The organism is Neisseria sp. HMSC03D10, from assembly GCF_001807625.1.
Taxonomy (GTDB): Bacteria; Pseudomonadota; Gammaproteobacteria; order Burkholderiales; family Neisseriaceae; genus Neisseria; species Neisseria mucosa.
On sequence record NZ_KV789536.1, the window covers coordinates 2,833 to 18,784 of the forward strand.

Sequence of the window (15,952 nt, forward strand, 5' to 3'; positions counted from 1 at the left end):
CTCCCTAACCCTCTCCCACAGGAGAGGGAACAAAGTGCCGCTGCCGTTTCAGACGACCTTAAAACCGAAAGCAGCCTGCATCCCGTCGAAAATAGCCTGCACAGGCAAATCCGACAGCAACCTGCCCCCTCCCCCGTTGGGGAGGGTTGGGGAGAAGGCAAAGCAGTTGCCGCTCAAACCGAATTTTCCACAGCCGCAACAAACCCTATCCCACAGGAGAGGGGACAAAGTGCCGCTGCCGTTTCAGACGACCTAAAAACCGAAAGCAGCCTGCACCCCATCGCAAGTGATCTGCACGGGCAAATCCAACAGCAGCCTGCCCCCTCCCCCGTGGGGGAGGGTTGGGGAGAGGGCAAAGCGGTTGCCGCTCAAAGTGCCATCGCCGTCATCACCGAATCCGAGCTCTACCAATACGTCGCCCATTCTCGCGTCCACAGCCGCCGTAAGAAACACGCTGCCGTTTCAGACGGCCTGTTGCGCGACCTTGCCGAAATCAACATCGGCGACCCCGTCGTGCACGAAGAACACGGCATCGGGCGGTATATGGGCTTAGTAACGATGGATTTGGGCGGCGAAACCAACGAAATGATGTTGCTCGAATACGCGGGCGAAGCGCAGCTTTATGTGCCTGTTTCGCAACTGCATTTAATCAGCCGCTACTCCGGTCAGGCGCATGAAAACGTCGCCCTGCACAAGCTCGGCAGCGGTTCGTGGAACAAGGCGAAGCGCAAAGCCGCCGAAAAAGCGCGCGATACCGCCGCCGAGTTGCTCAACCTCTACGCCCAGCGCTCCGCCCAATCGGGACACAAGTTTGAAATCAACGAGTTGGACTATCAGGCGTTTGCCGACGGCTTCGGCTACGAAGAAACCGAAGACCAGGCCGCCGCCATCGCCGCCGTGATTAAAGACCTGACGCAGGCGAAGCCGATGGACCGCCTCGTGTGCGGCGATGTCGGCTTCGGCAAAACCGAAGTCGCCCTGCGCGCCGCGTTTGTGGCGGTGATGGGCGGCAAACAGGTCGCCGTACTCGCTCCGACCACGCTTCTGGTCGAGCAGCACGCGCAAAATTTCGCCGACCGCTTCGCCGATTTCCCCGTGAAAGTCGCCAGCCTTTCGCGTTTCAACAACAGCAAAGCCACCAAAGCCGCGTTGGAAGGCATGGCGGACGGCACGGTCGATATCGTTATCGGCACGCACAAATTGGTACAAGACGACATCAAATTCAAAAACTTAGGGCTGGTCATCATCGATGAAGAACACCGCTTCGGTGTGCGCCAGAAAGAGCAGCTCAAACGCCTGCGCGCCAACGTGGACATCCTCACCATGACCGCCACACCGATTCCGCGCACCCTCAGCATGGCGCTCGAAGGTCTGCGCGACTTCTCACTGATTACCACCGCGCCCAGCCGCCGCCTCGCCGTGAAAACCTTTGTCAAACCGTTCAGCGAAGGCAGCGTGCGCGAAGCCGTGTTGCGCGAACTCAAACGCGGCGGGCAAGTGTTTTTCCTGCACAATGAAGTGGATACGATTGAGAATATGCGCGAGCGGCTCGAAACCCTGCTGCCCGAAGCCCGCATCGGCGTGGCGCACGGACAACTGCGCGAGCGCGAGCTGGAACAAGTCATGCGCGACTTTTTGCAACAAAGATTCAACGTATTGCTCTGCTCCACCATCATCGAAACCGGCATCGACATCCCCAACGCCAACACCATCATCATCAACCGCGCCGACAAATTCGGGCTGGCGCAACTGCACCAGCTTCGCGGACGCGTCGGCCGCAGCCACCACCAAGCCTACGCCTACCTGCTCACGCCCGAATACATCACCAAAGACGCAGAAAAACGTCTCGACGCCATCGCGGCGGCAGACGAACTCGGCGCAGGCTTCACCCTCGCCATGCAGGATTTAGAAATCCGCGGCGCAGGCGAAATCCTCGGCGAAGGGCAATCCGGCGAAATGATACAGGTCGGCTTCACGCTCTACACCGAAATGCTCAAACAAGCCGTGCGCGACCTCAAAAAAGGCCGCCAGCCCGACCTCGACGCACCGTTGGGTATCACCACCGAAATCAAACTGCACAGCCCCGCCCTGCTGCCCGAAAGCTACTGCCCTGACATCCACGAACGGCTCGTCCTCTACAAACGCCTCGCCGTCTGCGAAACCGTGCAGCAAATCAACGCCATACACGAAGAACTCGTCGACCGCTTCGGCCTGCCCGAACAACCCGTCAAAACCCTCATCGAAAGCCATCACCTGCGGCTCGCCGCCAAAGAATTGGGCATAGACGCCATCGACGCGACCAGCGAAGCCGTTACCGTTACCTTCGGTAAAAATCACCAAATCGACCCGACAGAAATCATCCTGCTGATTCAGACGGATAAAAAATATCGGCTGGCCGGGGCGGATAAGTTGAAGTTTACGGCTCAGATGGAGGATGTGGAGACAAGGATTAAGATGGTGAAGAGTGTGTTGAAGACTTTGAAAGAAAGAGTGATAGCAAAGTAGAAGCTGATAAAGAAAAGGTCGTCTGAAACGATTTTCAGACGGCCTTTTATTATCCAAAATTTGTAGGTCGAATACTTGTATCCGACAAAATCTCCCGTATGAAGCTGTCGGATTCGAGAATCCGACCTACACCTACCGCTCTTTTTAGAAAATTAACTAAATCAATTACTTACTTATATTAATTAGCTTTTCATCATTTAAATTTTCAAAATTTTCATCAATTATCTGTATTCATTATAGACAATAGAATTATATAGAACGCCATTCTTGTCAAAAACAGGCAGTAATTTAATTAGATACCAGTTTATATCCACTATTTTATTATAAATTTCCTTAATATTGATATTAATGCTGAATAAGAATTCAAAATTAGGAAAAAATAAGACGTTTCCACCGATATTGGTATCAGACCATGTCATTACAAACCCGATAACTTCATCCGAATTACTTTTGATTTTTAAAAAATCAAAAATTTCTTGTTCCGACATAGAGGCCGAACTCCAATCCCAGTCGTCATTACCAACCAGCAAATAAGTAAATTGTCCATTATCGAGAAAACGCCAACCACCCTCCCATAAATATTTCAGTATTTCATAACGAGAAATTTTTTTGTTATTCATCGATAAATCAATACTTAAACCTATATCTCTCGACATCTCGAATCTCCTGTGGCTTTTAATTTTTAATATTTTTAGAAGGGGTATAAGCAAGCCTTAGCCCGCATTAAACCTGTAAGTAGAGTGTATACGGCACGCACAAACGTGGGCTTTAAGCGTAATAAAAAAGGTCGTCTGAAACAATTTTCCGACTTTCAGATGACCTTTTATCAAATGATGCGGAATATCACTTATCTAACCTTCTAACCTCGTGCGCACCTCAGCCCCACCTTCAAGTTTTGGGCAGACTACGACTTGTATCGTTTGTTTATTTTTATAATTGCTGAAATTTCCAATAATCCCGTCCTTCAATTTTCCAATAACAAAATTCGTCCGGTATCAAATACCCAAAGTCCATTGCCTTAGAAAACCAACCATCATAGACATAATCTTCATGGCATCTGTCCCAATCCATATGAAGGTAAACTTCCGTATCAAAATTAATATAGAATAATGGCAGCCTCGAAGAAATCTGATTGATTTTTAAGAAATCACTTTGCAGGCCGGAGTCTGAGATAGGTTCATTGTACGACAACTTATTTTCGACAACGGAATATAATCTTGCTGCTTCATCTAAATTAAAGCCCTGTAACATCAGCGCCTTCAATTCGTCTTTTTCCAGTACGACGACCGAATCTGATTGAAGATAGCTTTCGAAATTGTCCTTAGTTAACTGCCAGATGCCGTTTCGGTAATAATAACTATTCATTTCATCCTGATATTGTTCTAACGTAATATTACCGTTTTTAAAATCCAAATCTAAGTCTAATTTCATGTTTAATATGAAATTTTCCTTATAATCAATTAAATAATATATATTTCTCTTATAGACAAAAATGGATATACACTGAATGTACTTAAAGATGTTATCCAATAATTCAGATTTAAATTTCTCAATCTTTTCCATATTTGCCAAATTCCTTAATAACTTTATCACCAGCAAGCATTAGTCCGCATGAAAGCTGCAGGTAGGGTGTGCGCGGTACGCACGTACGCGTGCTTTAAGTGTAAATACAGAAGCAGTATAAAAAGGTCGTCTGAAAAATTTTCAGACGACCTTTTAGGTTAATTTTCCGAATAGCCTTTCTAAGGCAGTACAACCACATTTCAATCTTTTCCTGCACAGAAAAAGGAATACAACAACTGTATCATCTCGTTGACTCGTGAATCGGCAATGTAATATTGCCGTTCTCGATGGTTCACTTCAAAAGACACCAATCCGGCCTCACGCAGTAGTGCCAATTGGCTGGACATCGCCGCTTGAGGCAGGCCGGATGACTCAGCTAGTTCGGTTACATTGTACGGTCTTTCGTGCAGCTTACACAGTACGGCGAGGCGATGGGGGTTCGCCAGAAGTTTAAGAAACGCGGTGGCTTCTTCGTAGGGCGGTTGATTATCGGCAGTGGTCATTGTTTGCCCTTTTCGGCAAATGTGAAGATCGCATTATCAGCCATAACTGCCGCAGCGGCAACTTTCAGACGACCTCTGTTTAGCGGTTCCATGGCATTTTGGCCAGTAGTCGTGCCATGCCGCAGAATCCGGTTAAACCGGCTGTCAGCAGGCCTGCTCCGACTAGCGCATCTATCAGATAAAACCAAGGCGATACCAGCGAACCTGCCAACACGCCGAACAGAACCAACCCGCCCGCGATGGTTTGCACCTGCCGCATGATGTCCAGCGCGGCGTGTTTGGCGATTATGGGGAGACCTGCGGCTTTCCATGCCTGCAAACCGCCTTCAAGAATGTAGCACTCGCGTCCCCGACCGAGTTCCGCCAATGCTGCTTCTGCCTGCGCCGTGCGTTTGCCGCCCAAGCAATAAAAAATCAGACAGGGCGCGGCGTTGTCGCGCAGTTTGTCGCGATGTCGCTCCGGTGGCAGGGACAATGCGCCGCCGATATGCCCACCCTGATATTCTGCTTGGCTGCGAATGTCTGCCGCTATCGCGCCTTCACGGATTTTCGCTGCAGCTTCCGCAGGAGTAATTCGTGGAAGTTTTCCTTCTTTACTCATGTTTTGCTTTCTTTATTTTTTGCTGATGTGGCAGGTATTGATGCCCAATAAGCTGTACAACGCGCAGTTTCCTATCAAGGCGGTAGCCAGCGGGATGATGCCCAACCAACCCCACCAGCCGATTTGACCGGTTGCAGCGGCGGCGATTAAGGCTACTCCAATGACAATGCGGAGAGTGCGATCCAAAGTACCTAAGTTCCGTTTCATTTAATTGCTCCTTGTTTGAGAGTGATTCATCTAAAAATAAATATATATAATAAAAATCATATATAAGAAATATTATAGCTTTTAGATAATTGTGTCAAACAGTTTGTAGCCATGCGGTTCAGAAGGATGGAATGACCTTATTTTTAAACGGGTATGTGCAAGCTAAGTTATGCCTAATTTGCGACACACAACAAAAAGGTCATCTGAAAACCGGTAAAACCGATTTTTCAGACGACCTTTCATGTAATTTCTGTTTTAGAACGGAATATCGTCGTCGATGTCCTCGACAGGGGCTGCCGGTGCGGCGGGAGCTTGGCGGCGGGGGGCGGCAGGGGGTTCTTGGTTTTGCGGGGCGGCTTGGTATTGTTGCTGCGGCGCTTGTTGTTGGTAGCCGCCTTGGCTGTAACCGCCGTCGTCGTAAGGTGCGCCGCCGCTGTTGTCGTTACGGCCGCCGAGCATTTTCATTTCATTGGCGATAATGTCGTATGCGGTGCGTTCGATGCCGTCTTTGCCTTGGTATTTACGGCTTTGGATGCGGCCTTCCAGATAAACTTGGCTGCCTTTTTTCAGGTATTGTCCGGCGATTTCGGCGAGACGGCGGTACATGGTGATGTTGTGCCACTCGGTGCGTTCTACGCGCTGGCCGTTGCGGTCGTTCCAGGTTTCGCTGGTGGCGACGCTGAAATTGCAGACGGCTTCGCCGTTGGGCATATAGCGGACTTCGGGGTCGCGACCGAGACGGCCGATAAGGATGACTTTGTTCAATGACATTTTTTAAACTCCTGTGATGATGTTTTCGGCGGCCTCTTGGTCAAATCCTTTTTGCAACGCCTTGATGTAAATGGTTTGTTTGTCTGCGCTGAAGGCAATGCTTTCGACGCCTTCGACTTGGGACAATGCTTGGTAGAGCGAATCGTGTTTTTCCTGCCATGCGGGGCTGACTGGATAGCTAAGGTTTTTGACGGGTTTGGGCGCGGGCGCGAGTACGGCGATGACCAGCCATAGCAGCATCAACACGCTGCAAAAGGTGAAAACGCCTGCGAAGCCATATTGTTGAAACAGCCATCCGCCGCTTGCGCCGCCCACAAACAGCCCGACAGACTGCATGGTATTGTAAACGCCCATCGCCGTGCCTTTCAAATCGGATGGCGCAATCTTAGACACCATGGACGGCAGGCTGGCTTCCAATACGTTGAAGCCGATAAAGTAAACAACCAGATAGGCGGTAATCAGCCAAATCGAGTGCATGCCGAACAATAAGCCGATTTGCGCCGCGGCGATGCAGGCGATGCCGAGGATGAAGACTTGTTTGAGCTTGTTGCGGGTTTCGCCGATGATGATGAGGGGGATCATGATCACCAGCCCTGCGATGGTCGAGGGCAGATAGACTTTCCAATGCTGGATTTTTTCCAAACCGAGCTGCGTCATGGCAAAAGGCAGGGCAGTGAATAACGCCATTTGTGCGGCGTGCAGCGCGAAAATGCCGAAATCCAGGTTGAGAAGCTGGCGGTCGCGGAGGACTTCGCCCATGCGCGAAGGCTGCGCCTGTGTGTCTTCGTGCAGCTTCGACACTTCGGGATCAGGAGTCATCCAAGCAACAACGCCTATGCTGATGACGGTCAGGATGCCGGTCAGCATAAACAATCCGGGAACGCCGATCATGTCGGCAATCATCGGGGCGACCACCAGGCTGACGGAAAAGGTCAAACCTATGCTCAAGCCTATCATCGCCATCGCGCGGGTACGCACACCGTCCCGGGTCAAGTCGGCAAGCAGCGCGGTCACTGCGGCGCTGACTGCGCCCGCCCCTTGGATGGCGCGCGCGGCAACCAGCATGGGCAATGAGTTGGCGGCAGCGGCGAGAAAACTACCGGCGGCAAAGACAATCAGTCCGACATAAATGGTTTTTTTGCGTCCGAATTTATCGGAGGCGATGCCCAAAGGCAGTTGCAGCAAAGCCTGCGTCAGTCCGTAGATACCCATTGCTAGACCGACCAAAGTTTTGTTGTTTTCCGCGCCGGGCAATGAGGCGGCATATAAGGACAAAACGGGGAGAACCAAGAACATCCCCAACATACGCAGTGCGTAAACGCCGGAGAGGGTGGTGCTGGCACGCCATTCGTGCGGGAACATTTGGATGCGGGTGTCTTTTGCCATAAACGGTTTTTCAGACGACCTGGTAGGATTTTAAGGTCGTCTGAAATTTTAAAATTATCAGATGTGCGGATTATACAGGATTCAAAAGGGTTTGCATTTGCACGGGCGCAGCCGTTTATACCCCGCGGTCAGCCCCATTGCCAGCGGTTGCGCCATGCGCCTAAGACGGCGTTGGGGTATTTGTTGCTGCCCAGGCTGCCGTTGAAGCGCGCCAAAGCGCGGACGATGTTGCCTTTTTCGATATTGTTGTAGTGGCGCAGGATGGTGCAGCCGTAGCGCAGGTTGGTGCGGATGTCGAACAGGTTGTGCGAAGGTTTGCCGATATAGTTTTTCCAAAACGGCATGACCTGCATCAGCCCGCGCGCGCCCACGCCGCTGATGGCATATTGGCGGAACGCGCTCTCGACTTCGATCAATCCTAAAATCACTTGGGTATTCAGCCCCGCGCGGCTGCTTTCGTATTGGATGTTGACCAGCAGGCGGCGGCGTTCGGCGGCATCGGGAACGTAGCGGGCAAGGCGGGAAGACATCGCCGCCAGCCAGCGTTCGCCTTCGTTTGGATCGGCGAACACGAGGCGCGGCGGGTTGACATTGTTGATGGAGCTGCGCATGACTGAAGCGACATCGTCGGCAAGCGTTTCTTCGCGTTGCGCGCCGGCGAGTGCGGCGGCAGGGCTGAGCAGCAATGCGCCGCCAGCCAGTAAAAAGCGGCGGCGGGACAGGGATTCGGGCGTGAGGATCAGGTTTTCCGTTTTCATGTGTACTGTCATTCGTTTAGTCGGTTTAAAGGTCGTCTGAAACCCCTATTTTTGTTTTCAGACGACCTTTTGACGTTTGCAAAACGGATATTATAAGAATATCTCCGTGCAGAATCAAAGGTGGCGTGTATCATTGATGAGCAGATTGACTTGAAACAGACAATGCGTGATACATCAATACGGTGCAATATTGCGGCGGTTTAAAGTTGATCTGCGATATTGTCAATCAACGGCGGGACAGAGTAACATTAGAGCTTCGTTTATCCACCGGTATCCCTTCATGACCACTACGCCCACCAACGTCCTGGCATCCGTCGATTTAGGTTCCAACAGCTTCCGCCTCCAAGTTTGCGAAAACAACAACGGACAACTGAAAGTCATCGATTCCTTCAAACAAATGGTGCGTTTTGCCGCCGGTTTGGACGAACATAAAAACCTCGACGAAGCATCCCAAGAGCGCGCCTTGGACTGTTTGGCAAAATTCGGCGAACGGCTGCGCGGATTCAAGCCCGAACAAGTGCGCGTCGTGGCAACCAACACCTTCCGCGTAGCAAAAAATATCGCCCAATTCCTACCCAAAGCCGAAGCCGCACTGGGCTTCCCCATCGAAATCATCGCAGGCCGTGAAGAAGCCCGCCTCATTTACACCGGCGTCGTCCACACCCTGCCGCCCAACGGCGACAAAATGCTCGTCATCGACATCGGTGGCGGCTCGACCGAATTTGTTATCGGCTCCGACCTCCGGCCGCTCGCTACCGAAAGCCTGCCCTTAGGCTGCGTCACTTACAGCCTGCGTTTTTTCCAAAACAAAATCACCGCCAAAGATTTCCAAGCCGCCATCTCCGCCGCACGCAACGAAATCCAGCGCATCAGTAAACTCATGAAGCGTACAGGTTGGGATTTCGCTATCGGCACATCCGGTTCCGCCAAATCCATCCGCGACCTCATCGCCGCCGAGCTGCCCCAAGAAGCCGACATCACCTACAAAGGCATGCGCTACCTCGCCGACCGCATCATTGAAGCCGGTTCCGTCAAAAAAGCCAAATTCGAAAGCCTCAAGCCAGAACGTGTAGAAGTGTTCGCCGGCGGACTGGCCGTCATGATGGCAGCGTTTGAAGAACTCGAACTCACCAAAATGACCGTTACCGAAGCCGCCCTGCGCGACGGGGTGTTCTACGACCTGATTGGACGCGGTTTGAACGAAGACATGCGCGATCAGACGACCGCCGAGTTCCAAAACCGCTACCACGTCAGCCTCAATCAAGCCAAACGCGTCGCCGAAACCGCGCAAGCCTTTATGGACAGCCTGTGCCACGCCAAAAACGTAACCGTCCAAGACCTTGCCCAATGGCAACAATACCTCGGCTGGGCAGGCAGGCTGCACGAAATCGGACTCGACATCGCCCACACCGGCTACCACAAACACTCCGCCTACATCCTCGAAAACGCCGATATGCCCGGATTCTCCCGTAAAGAGCAAACCATACTCGCGCAACTGGTCATCGGACACCGCGGCGACATGAAAAAAATGGCGGACATCGTCGGTAGCAGCGAAATGCTTTGGTACGCCGTCCTTTCCCTGCGCCTCGCCGCACTTTTCTGCCGCGCCCGCCTGCCTTTGGATCTGCCGCCGCAAACCCAACTGCGCGCCGACGAAACCGGCAAAGGCTTCATCCTGCGCATCAGCCAAAACTGGCTCGAACAGCACCCCCTAATCGCCGCCGCGCTCGACTACGAAAGCGCGCAATGGCAAAAGATCGATATGCCTTTTAATGTGCAACCCCAATAGGGTTGAAAATAACAAAAAGGTCGTCTGAAAATCCGTTTCTGCATTCTCTATGAGCGTTGAAACAGGTTTTCAGACGACCTTTTGTGTATTTGGTATTTGGGTATTGGCAAGGCCTGCTGTTTAACAAGCCTTGAATCATCTGCGGGCCGTTATGACCTTTCACCCAAAATCATCGAGCCTATGCCCGCATCGGTGAAAATTTCCAGCAAAAGCGCGTTGGGCAGGCGGCCGTCGATGATGTGGGTCGCTTTGACGCCGTTACTTGCTGCTTCGACGGCGGAGCTGATTTTGGGCAACATACCGCCGTAGAGCGTGCCGTCTGCGATTAATTCGCCGATACGGCTTGGTGTGAGGTTGGTCAGCAGGTTGCCTTCTTTGTCCATCACGCCGGCGATATTGGTCATCATCAGCAACTTTTCCGCGTTCAACTCTTCCGCCAGTTTGCCTGCGACCAAATCCGCGTTGATGTTGAAGGCTTCGCCTTTTGCGCCGACGCCGATGGGCGCGACGACGGGGATGCAGCCGCGTTCGATCAATCCTTCAATCAGGCGTACGTCTATGCTTTCGACCGTGCCGACTTGTCCGATGTCCACGCCCGCCTGTTCAGGCGTATCGACCAGCAGTTTTTTCGCTTTGATGAAGTGGTTGTCGCGTCCGGTGACGCCGACCGCGCGTCCGCCCTGCAAATTAATCAGCGAGACGATTTCTTTATTGACATGACCGCCCAACACCATTTCGACGATGTCCATCGTTTCGCCGTCGGTCACGCGCATGCCTTGCACGAATTCGCCTTTTTTACCGATTTTTTCCAACATTTCATTAATTTGCGGCCCCCCGCCGTGGACGATGACGGGGTGGATGCCCACCAGTTTGAGCAAAACGACATCGCGGGCGAAACCTTCTTTCAAAGCAGGCTCGGTCATAGCGTTGCCGCCGTATTTGATGACGATGACGGAGCCGGAAAAACGGCGGATATACGGCAGGGCTTCGGCTAAAATGCGCGCTTTGTCGGCTGCGGAAATGGGGTGGGATTCGCTCATAATCGTGTCTCATTATTAACAATTTAATCATTATAGCGGATTACCTTTGAATCAGTAAAAATCAGCTTCGCAACTGTTTGCTGCTTCGCCGTCTTGTCCTGATTTAAAGTGAATCTGCCCTATCTTAACGTCAAAGGTCGTCTGAAACAACATTCCCCGCCCCTTATCGGTTGAGGACGCGCCCGTCGGAATGGTAGAATCAACGGATTCGGGCATATCGGTTTGCCGTCGCCGACGGATACGGTATCACCCACACATTTTCTCAAACAACGGTTATCCGGTTCGCCCGATATACCGAGGACTTTCCCATGATTAAAATCAGCACTCAATTTGACGCCGGCTCCGTCGTCGTCAAAGACCTGACCGACCCTGCCAATATCCGCCTCGCCCTGCGTCCGGACAACGCTTCCGATTTTGCCCAATGGTTTTACTTCCGCCTGCAAGGTGCGGCGTATCAGAATTGCGTGATGCACTTTGAAAATGCGGCAGATTCGGCTTATCCGCAAGGCTGGGAAGATTATCAGGCGTGCGCCTCTTACGACCGCCAAAATTGGTTCCGCGTCCCGACCGAATACGAAAACGGCGTGCTGACCATCAACCATACGCCGCTCTCCAACAGCGTTTACTACGCCTATTTCGAGCCCTACTCCCACGAGCAGCATTTAAACCTCTTGGGCGACGCGCAAGGCAGCGGGCTTTGCCGCATCGACGACTTGGGCAGCACGGTGCAAGGCCGCGACATCAATCTGCTGACCATCGGCAACCAAGTCGAAAGCGACATGAAAATCTGGATTATCGCCCGCCAACACCCGGGCGAAACGATGGCGGAATGGTTTATCGAAGGGCTGCTCGGCCGCCTGCTCGATCCGCAAGACCCGACCGCGCGCACCCTGCTCGACCGCGCCACTTTCTACATCGTGCCGAACATGAACCCCGACGGCTCGGTATTGGGCAACCTGCGCACCAATGCTGCCGGCGCAAACCTCAACCGCGAATGGGGAAATCCGACTTTGGAGAAAAGCCCCGAAGTATTCCTCGTGCGCGAAAAAATGCTGGAAACCGGCGTGGATTTGTTCTTAGACATTCATGGCGACGAAGCATTGCCGTTTGTCTTTGTCGCCGGTACGGAAGGCGTACCGAACTACAATCCGCGCATCGCCGCACTGGAAACGCAGTTCAAAACCGCCCTGCTCTCCGCCAGCCCCGACTTCCAAGACGAATACGGCTATGAAAAAGACGCGCTCGGTCAGGCAAACATGACGCTCGCAACCAACTGGGTGGGCAACCATTTCGACTGCCTCGCCTATACGCTGGAAATGCCGTTTAAAGACAACGCCAACCTGCCCGACGACGATTTCGGCTGGAACGGTCAACGCTCCCTGCGTTTGGGCGAAGCCATGTTGTCGGCTGTCTTGAACATTGTCGATGATTTGCGATAATTCTTTTCCCCCATCACACAAAAGGTCGTCTGAAATCCCAATCGGGATTTTCAGACGACCTTTGTCGGGCTAAAAACACATAAACCGCCCTTCTCATAAGGAACACCATCATGATGATACATCCGCAGTTTAATCCTGTTGCAATCAGTATCGGACCAGTCGCCATCCGCTGGTATGCCCTCAGCTATATCGTCGGCTTTATTCTTTTCCTATGGCTGGGACGCCGCCGCATCAAGCAAGGCAACACCGCCTTTACCAAAGAAATGCTCGACGACTTCCTGACTTGGGGTGTTGTGGGCGTCATCCTCGGCGGACGGCTCGGCTATATCCTGTTTTACAAATTCTCATACTACCTCGACCATCCGCTTGAAATGCTCAAAGTTTGGGAAGGCGGCATGTCGTTCCACGGCGGCTTCTTGGGCGTCGTCATTGCCATGTGGCTGTTCAGCCGCAAACACAAAATCAGTACCTTGAAAACCATGGATTTCGTCGCACCGCTCGTTCCGCTGGGTTTGGCTTCCGGCCGGATCGGCAACTTTATCAACGGCGAACTCTGGGGCCGCATTACCGATATCAACGCCTTTTGGGCAATGGGCTTCCCGCAAGCGCGCGCAGAAGACCTCAACGCCGCCGTGCGCAACCCGCTTTGGGCGGAATGGATGCAGCAATATCACGTACTGCCGCGCCACCCTTCGCAACTCTACCAATTCGCCCTTGAAGGCATCTGCCTCTTCATCGTCGTATGGATTTTCTCCAAAAAACCGCGCCCGACCGGACAAGTCGCCTCCCTCTTCCTCGGCGGCTACGGCTTCTTCCGCTTCATCGCCGAATACGCCCGCCAGCCCGACGACTATCTCGGCTTGCTCACCTTGGGCTTGTCGATGGGACAATGGTTGAGCGTGCCGATGATTGTTTTGGGCGCCATCGGCTTCGTTTGGTTCGGTAAGAAAAACCGCCTGAACTGATGCCCAAAGGTCGTCTGAAAACCCAAACGGGACGCGATAACCAGCGTCCCGTTATCACGTCAGCCATTCCAAACCGGCACGATTTGCGATTCATCAAACCGAATCGCAAAAAATCTTAAATCCGACTTGGTTTATCCGCCGCCCGATGGTATCGTGGCACACCTTTCCATCTTTTTTAAAGAGAGCCCAAAATGTCAGAAGAAAACAAAATCAAAGTCAACGACCTGCCCGAAGACAAAAAAGAGCAGTCTGAAGAAGTCGAGCTGCCCGTAGTCAACAACGAAGAAAAACGCGGCGGCCATAGCGAAGGCGGTTGCTGCGGCGCATGCGGCGGTTGATTCCGTTTTGAAAAACAAAGGTCGTCTGAAAACCTGAAACATAGTTTTCAGACGACCTTTTTATCGGACAAGGGATGATGACGATAAGGGAGTCCCATCCAAACCCGTCATACTTTCAAATAAGGATTACGAACGAGCCAGTAAATGTTTGCTCATTTGAGGGCCATTGTTGTCTTCAAATTTAATCAGGCTTGCTTTGACATGATAGCCCAATACCTTCGCAATAATTCCGCTCGTGGACTTTCTGAGTATGCGGTTGTAGCGTTCTGCGGAGCGGTTGTAAGCACGGCGCGCGGAAACAACGTCGTTTTCAGCTGCATCCAGCATTTCAAGCTGGCTTTTCAACCCTTCGTCGGGTCGTTGTTTTAAGTTTTTTTCCAAAGCTTCCTGCAAGCTTCGGAGCAATTTGTTCAATTCCGCTTCCGCATTGCACAGGCGGGAAAGCGATTCCGGGGAGAAAGATTTGGATGCCTGGCTCAATACCGCTTCTGCATCGCCACAAGCGGACAACAAACCTTTATCCATATCGTCACCTTCGCGCCCCAGGTAGATTTTTGACGCATCTAAAACATGCCTGACTGCCTGATGCCTACACGCCAAAGCGATACGCAATGCAACGAAAGATTCTTGGTAATCTTTTTTACAACGGCTGAGTTTTTGCTTGAAATTAATCAACAGAAAGCCCAATATCACGGCGATGAAAATAAGACTAATGATTCCCATAATGCTCATCCTTGATTATTTATTGAAGTAATGTGTTGAGTATTTTGCAGATTTTTAAAAAAATAATAGTCAATCTGCAAATTTGATTTAGTCTGGTGGCATTATAACCCAAATAGATTTTTTTGCCCATAAGTCATAAAAAAGGCCGTCCGAATTTTGTTTCAGACGACCTTTTTCATACACCTTATATTTTAATTTCAATAAATTACCTCCCCTTCACATCAATCACCCACACTTCCGACTGCGAACCCAAGCGCAGCGGAATCCCCCAGAAACCGTAGCCGGACGTGACAAAAAAATGTCTTCCGCCGATTTCCTCGTAGCCGTAAGCAAGACGGTAGAGCGTACTCACGATCAGGTTTGCCGGCGCGATTTGGCCATTGTGGACATGGCCGGAAACTTGAACGTCAATAGGCAGCTTGGCGTGCGCCTCGACTTCGGTCGGGCGGTGATCCATCAGCAAAACGGGCTGGTCGGTATTGTGGTTTTTCAGCAACTGAGAGACAGACGGACGGTCGTGGTCCAAATCGTCGTTGCGGCCGACGAGCAGGAAAGCATCGTGTTGCAACACTTGGTTGCCGAGTACGGTAATGCCTGCCGCTTCGAGGTCATGGCGGATGCGAGCGCTGTCGCCGAACATATCGTGATTGCCCAAAGTCGCGTAAACACCCAGCGGCGCTTTCAGACGACCCAGATGCGGCTGCATATTCTCTTTGCGGTAGGCATCGACGTTGTCGTCCATCAAATCGCCCGGCAACAGGATTAAATTAACTTTTTCGCGGTTCATGATGTCCACCAGCTTATCCAGTTGCCGCGCGCCGAACAAAATCCCCAAGTGCAGGTCGCTTGCCACGCTGATGCGCAGCGGTTTGTCCATTTTCTTATCGATCACGACGGTCTGATGACGGACGACGGGCGTATAGGCGTTGTACATCCCCAAGCCGACCAAGCCGAACACAAACAGCGGCGCAAACAAGCGCAGGCTGCGCGACAGCGACCGGATGGCCACGAATTTGCGCAGCAGCAGAAACAGGATAAACGTCGCCAATGCCGCATACATCACAAACAGCAGCAACACCATCCAAAACGCCATGATGCGGAACATAAAATGTCCCAATTCCAACAAAAGCCCTGCCAACAGGCCGTTGGTCACGAAATACGACACCCCCATCAGCCAACGCCTGCCCGCCTTGCCGATCACCGGCGCAAACAGCCATTGCAACGAACGCCCCAGCCCGAACGTGAAAAGCTGGAGCAATACAATCATAATCAAAAACATCGTGCCGAACATAAAGCGAACCTGTTGAAAATCAAAAAACAAACGGCGGATTCTATAGTGGATTAACTTTAAACCAGGACGGCGT

17 protein-coding genes are annotated in these 15,952 nt (G+C 51.8%); 5 read left to right on the forward strand and 12 right to left on the reverse strand.

What is annotated here, in order from left to right:
• On the forward strand, window positions 1-2,505 hold a 2,505-nt coding region (gene mfd, locus HMPREF3066_RS06130; RefSeq protein ID WP_070441289.1), incomplete at its 5' end, for a transcription-repair coupling factor.
• A gap of 221 nt (window positions 2,506-2,726) precedes the next feature.
• Here the strand turns inward: mfd and HMPREF3066_RS06135 are convergent.
• The 8 genes from HMPREF3066_RS06135 to HMPREF3066_RS06170 all read right to left on the reverse strand — a co-directional run bounded on the left by HMPREF3066_RS06135 (window position 2,727) and on the right by HMPREF3066_RS06170 (window position 8,294).
• Window positions 2,727-3,161: a hypothetical protein gene (locus tag HMPREF3066_RS06135; RefSeq protein ID WP_321178913.1), complete on the reverse strand. Its 435-nt coding sequence runs from the start codon at window positions 3,159-3,161 to the stop codon at window positions 2,727-2,729.
• Between the two features lie 274 nt (window positions 3,162-3,435).
• Window positions 3,436-4,068: a hypothetical protein gene (locus tag HMPREF3066_RS06140; RefSeq protein WP_070441222.1), complete on the reverse strand. Its 633-nt coding sequence runs from the start codon at window positions 4,066-4,068 to the stop codon at window positions 3,436-3,438.
• Between the two features lie 200 nt (window positions 4,069-4,268).
• Window positions 4,269-4,571 (reverse strand): ArsR/SmtB family transcription factor, encoded by a 303-nt coding sequence (locus HMPREF3066_RS06145; protein ID WP_039404636.1) that lies wholly within the window; start codon window positions 4,569-4,571, stop codon window positions 4,269-4,271.
• Between the two features lie 79 nt (window positions 4,572-4,650).
• Window positions 4,651-5,172: a rhodanese-like domain-containing protein gene (locus tag HMPREF3066_RS06150; protein WP_070441225.1), complete on the reverse strand. Its 522-nt coding sequence runs from the start codon at window positions 5,170-5,172 to the stop codon at window positions 4,651-4,653.
• A gap of 12 nt (window positions 5,173-5,184) precedes the next feature.
• Window positions 5,185-5,379, reverse strand: a complete 195-nt coding sequence (locus tag HMPREF3066_RS06155) for a YgaP family membrane protein (protein ID WP_019271712.1) — start codon at window positions 5,377-5,379, stop codon at window positions 5,185-5,187.
• A gap of 255 nt (window positions 5,380-5,634) precedes the next feature.
• Window positions 5,635-6,150, reverse strand: a complete 516-nt coding sequence (locus tag HMPREF3066_RS06160; RefSeq protein WP_003742079.1) for a single-stranded DNA-binding protein — start codon at window positions 6,148-6,150, stop codon at window positions 5,635-5,637.
• A 3-nt stretch (window positions 6,151-6,153) separates the two neighbouring features.
• A complete protein-coding gene (locus HMPREF3066_RS06165; RefSeq protein WP_070441228.1) occupies window positions 6,154-7,536 on the reverse strand; it encodes an MFS transporter in 1,383 nt (460 codons plus the stop codon).
• A gap of 128 nt (window positions 7,537-7,664) precedes the next feature.
• Window positions 7,665-8,294: a lytic transglycosylase domain-containing protein gene (locus HMPREF3066_RS06170; protein ID WP_070441231.1), complete on the reverse strand. Its 630-nt coding sequence runs from the start codon at window positions 8,292-8,294 to the stop codon at window positions 7,665-7,667.
• A 280-nt stretch (window positions 8,295-8,574) separates the two neighbouring features.
• Between HMPREF3066_RS06170 and ppx the strand changes: the two genes are divergently transcribed.
• Window positions 8,575-10,083, forward strand: coding sequence for an exopolyphosphatase (gene ppx, locus HMPREF3066_RS06175; RefSeq protein WP_070441234.1), 1,509 nt, complete (start codon window positions 8,575-8,577; stop codon window positions 10,081-10,083).
• A 149-nt stretch (window positions 10,084-10,232) separates the two neighbouring features.
• Here ppx and argB read toward each other — a convergent pair whose 3' ends face one another.
• Together argB and HMPREF3066_RS06185 are read right to left on the reverse strand one after the other, a co-directional pair.
• Window positions 10,233-11,123, reverse strand: coding sequence for an acetylglutamate kinase (gene argB, locus HMPREF3066_RS06180; protein ID WP_003756333.1), 891 nt, complete (start codon window positions 11,121-11,123; stop codon window positions 10,233-10,235).
• 51 nt (window positions 11,124-11,174) lie between these two features.
• A complete protein-coding gene (locus HMPREF3066_RS06185; protein WP_003767028.1) occupies window positions 11,175-11,339 on the reverse strand; it encodes a hypothetical protein in 165 nt (54 codons plus the stop codon).
• Window positions 11,340-11,431: 92 nt separating this feature from the next.
• Between HMPREF3066_RS06185 and HMPREF3066_RS06190 the strand changes: the two genes are divergently transcribed.
• The 3 genes from HMPREF3066_RS06190 (at window position 11,432) to HMPREF3066_RS13115 (ending at window position 13,865) form a co-directional block, all read left to right on the forward strand.
• A complete protein-coding gene (locus HMPREF3066_RS06190; RefSeq protein ID WP_070441237.1) occupies window positions 11,432-12,562 on the forward strand; it encodes a M14 family metallopeptidase in 1,131 nt (376 codons plus the stop codon).
• A 110-nt stretch (window positions 12,563-12,672) separates the two neighbouring features.
• Window positions 12,673-13,527, forward strand: a complete 855-nt coding sequence (gene lgt / locus HMPREF3066_RS06195; protein ID WP_070441240.1) for a prolipoprotein diacylglyceryl transferase — start codon at window positions 12,673-12,675, stop codon at window positions 13,525-13,527.
• Between the two features lie 191 nt (window positions 13,528-13,718).
• Window positions 13,719-13,865, forward strand: coding sequence for a hypothetical protein (locus HMPREF3066_RS13115; protein WP_003767024.1), 147 nt, complete (start codon window positions 13,719-13,721; stop codon window positions 13,863-13,865).
• Window positions 13,866-13,991: 126 nt separating this feature from the next.
• Here HMPREF3066_RS13115 and HMPREF3066_RS06200 read toward each other — a convergent pair whose 3' ends face one another.
• A complete protein-coding gene (locus tag HMPREF3066_RS06200) occupies window positions 13,992-14,588 on the reverse strand; it encodes a LemA family protein (RefSeq protein ID WP_070441243.1) in 597 nt (198 codons plus the stop codon).
• Window positions 14,589-14,793: 205 nt separating this feature from the next.
• On the reverse strand, window positions 14,794-15,879 hold the full coding sequence (locus HMPREF3066_RS06205; protein ID WP_070441246.1) for a metallophosphoesterase: 1,086 nt from the start codon (window positions 15,877-15,879) through the stop codon (window positions 14,794-14,796).
• Window positions 15,880-15,952: the final 73 nt, after the last annotated feature.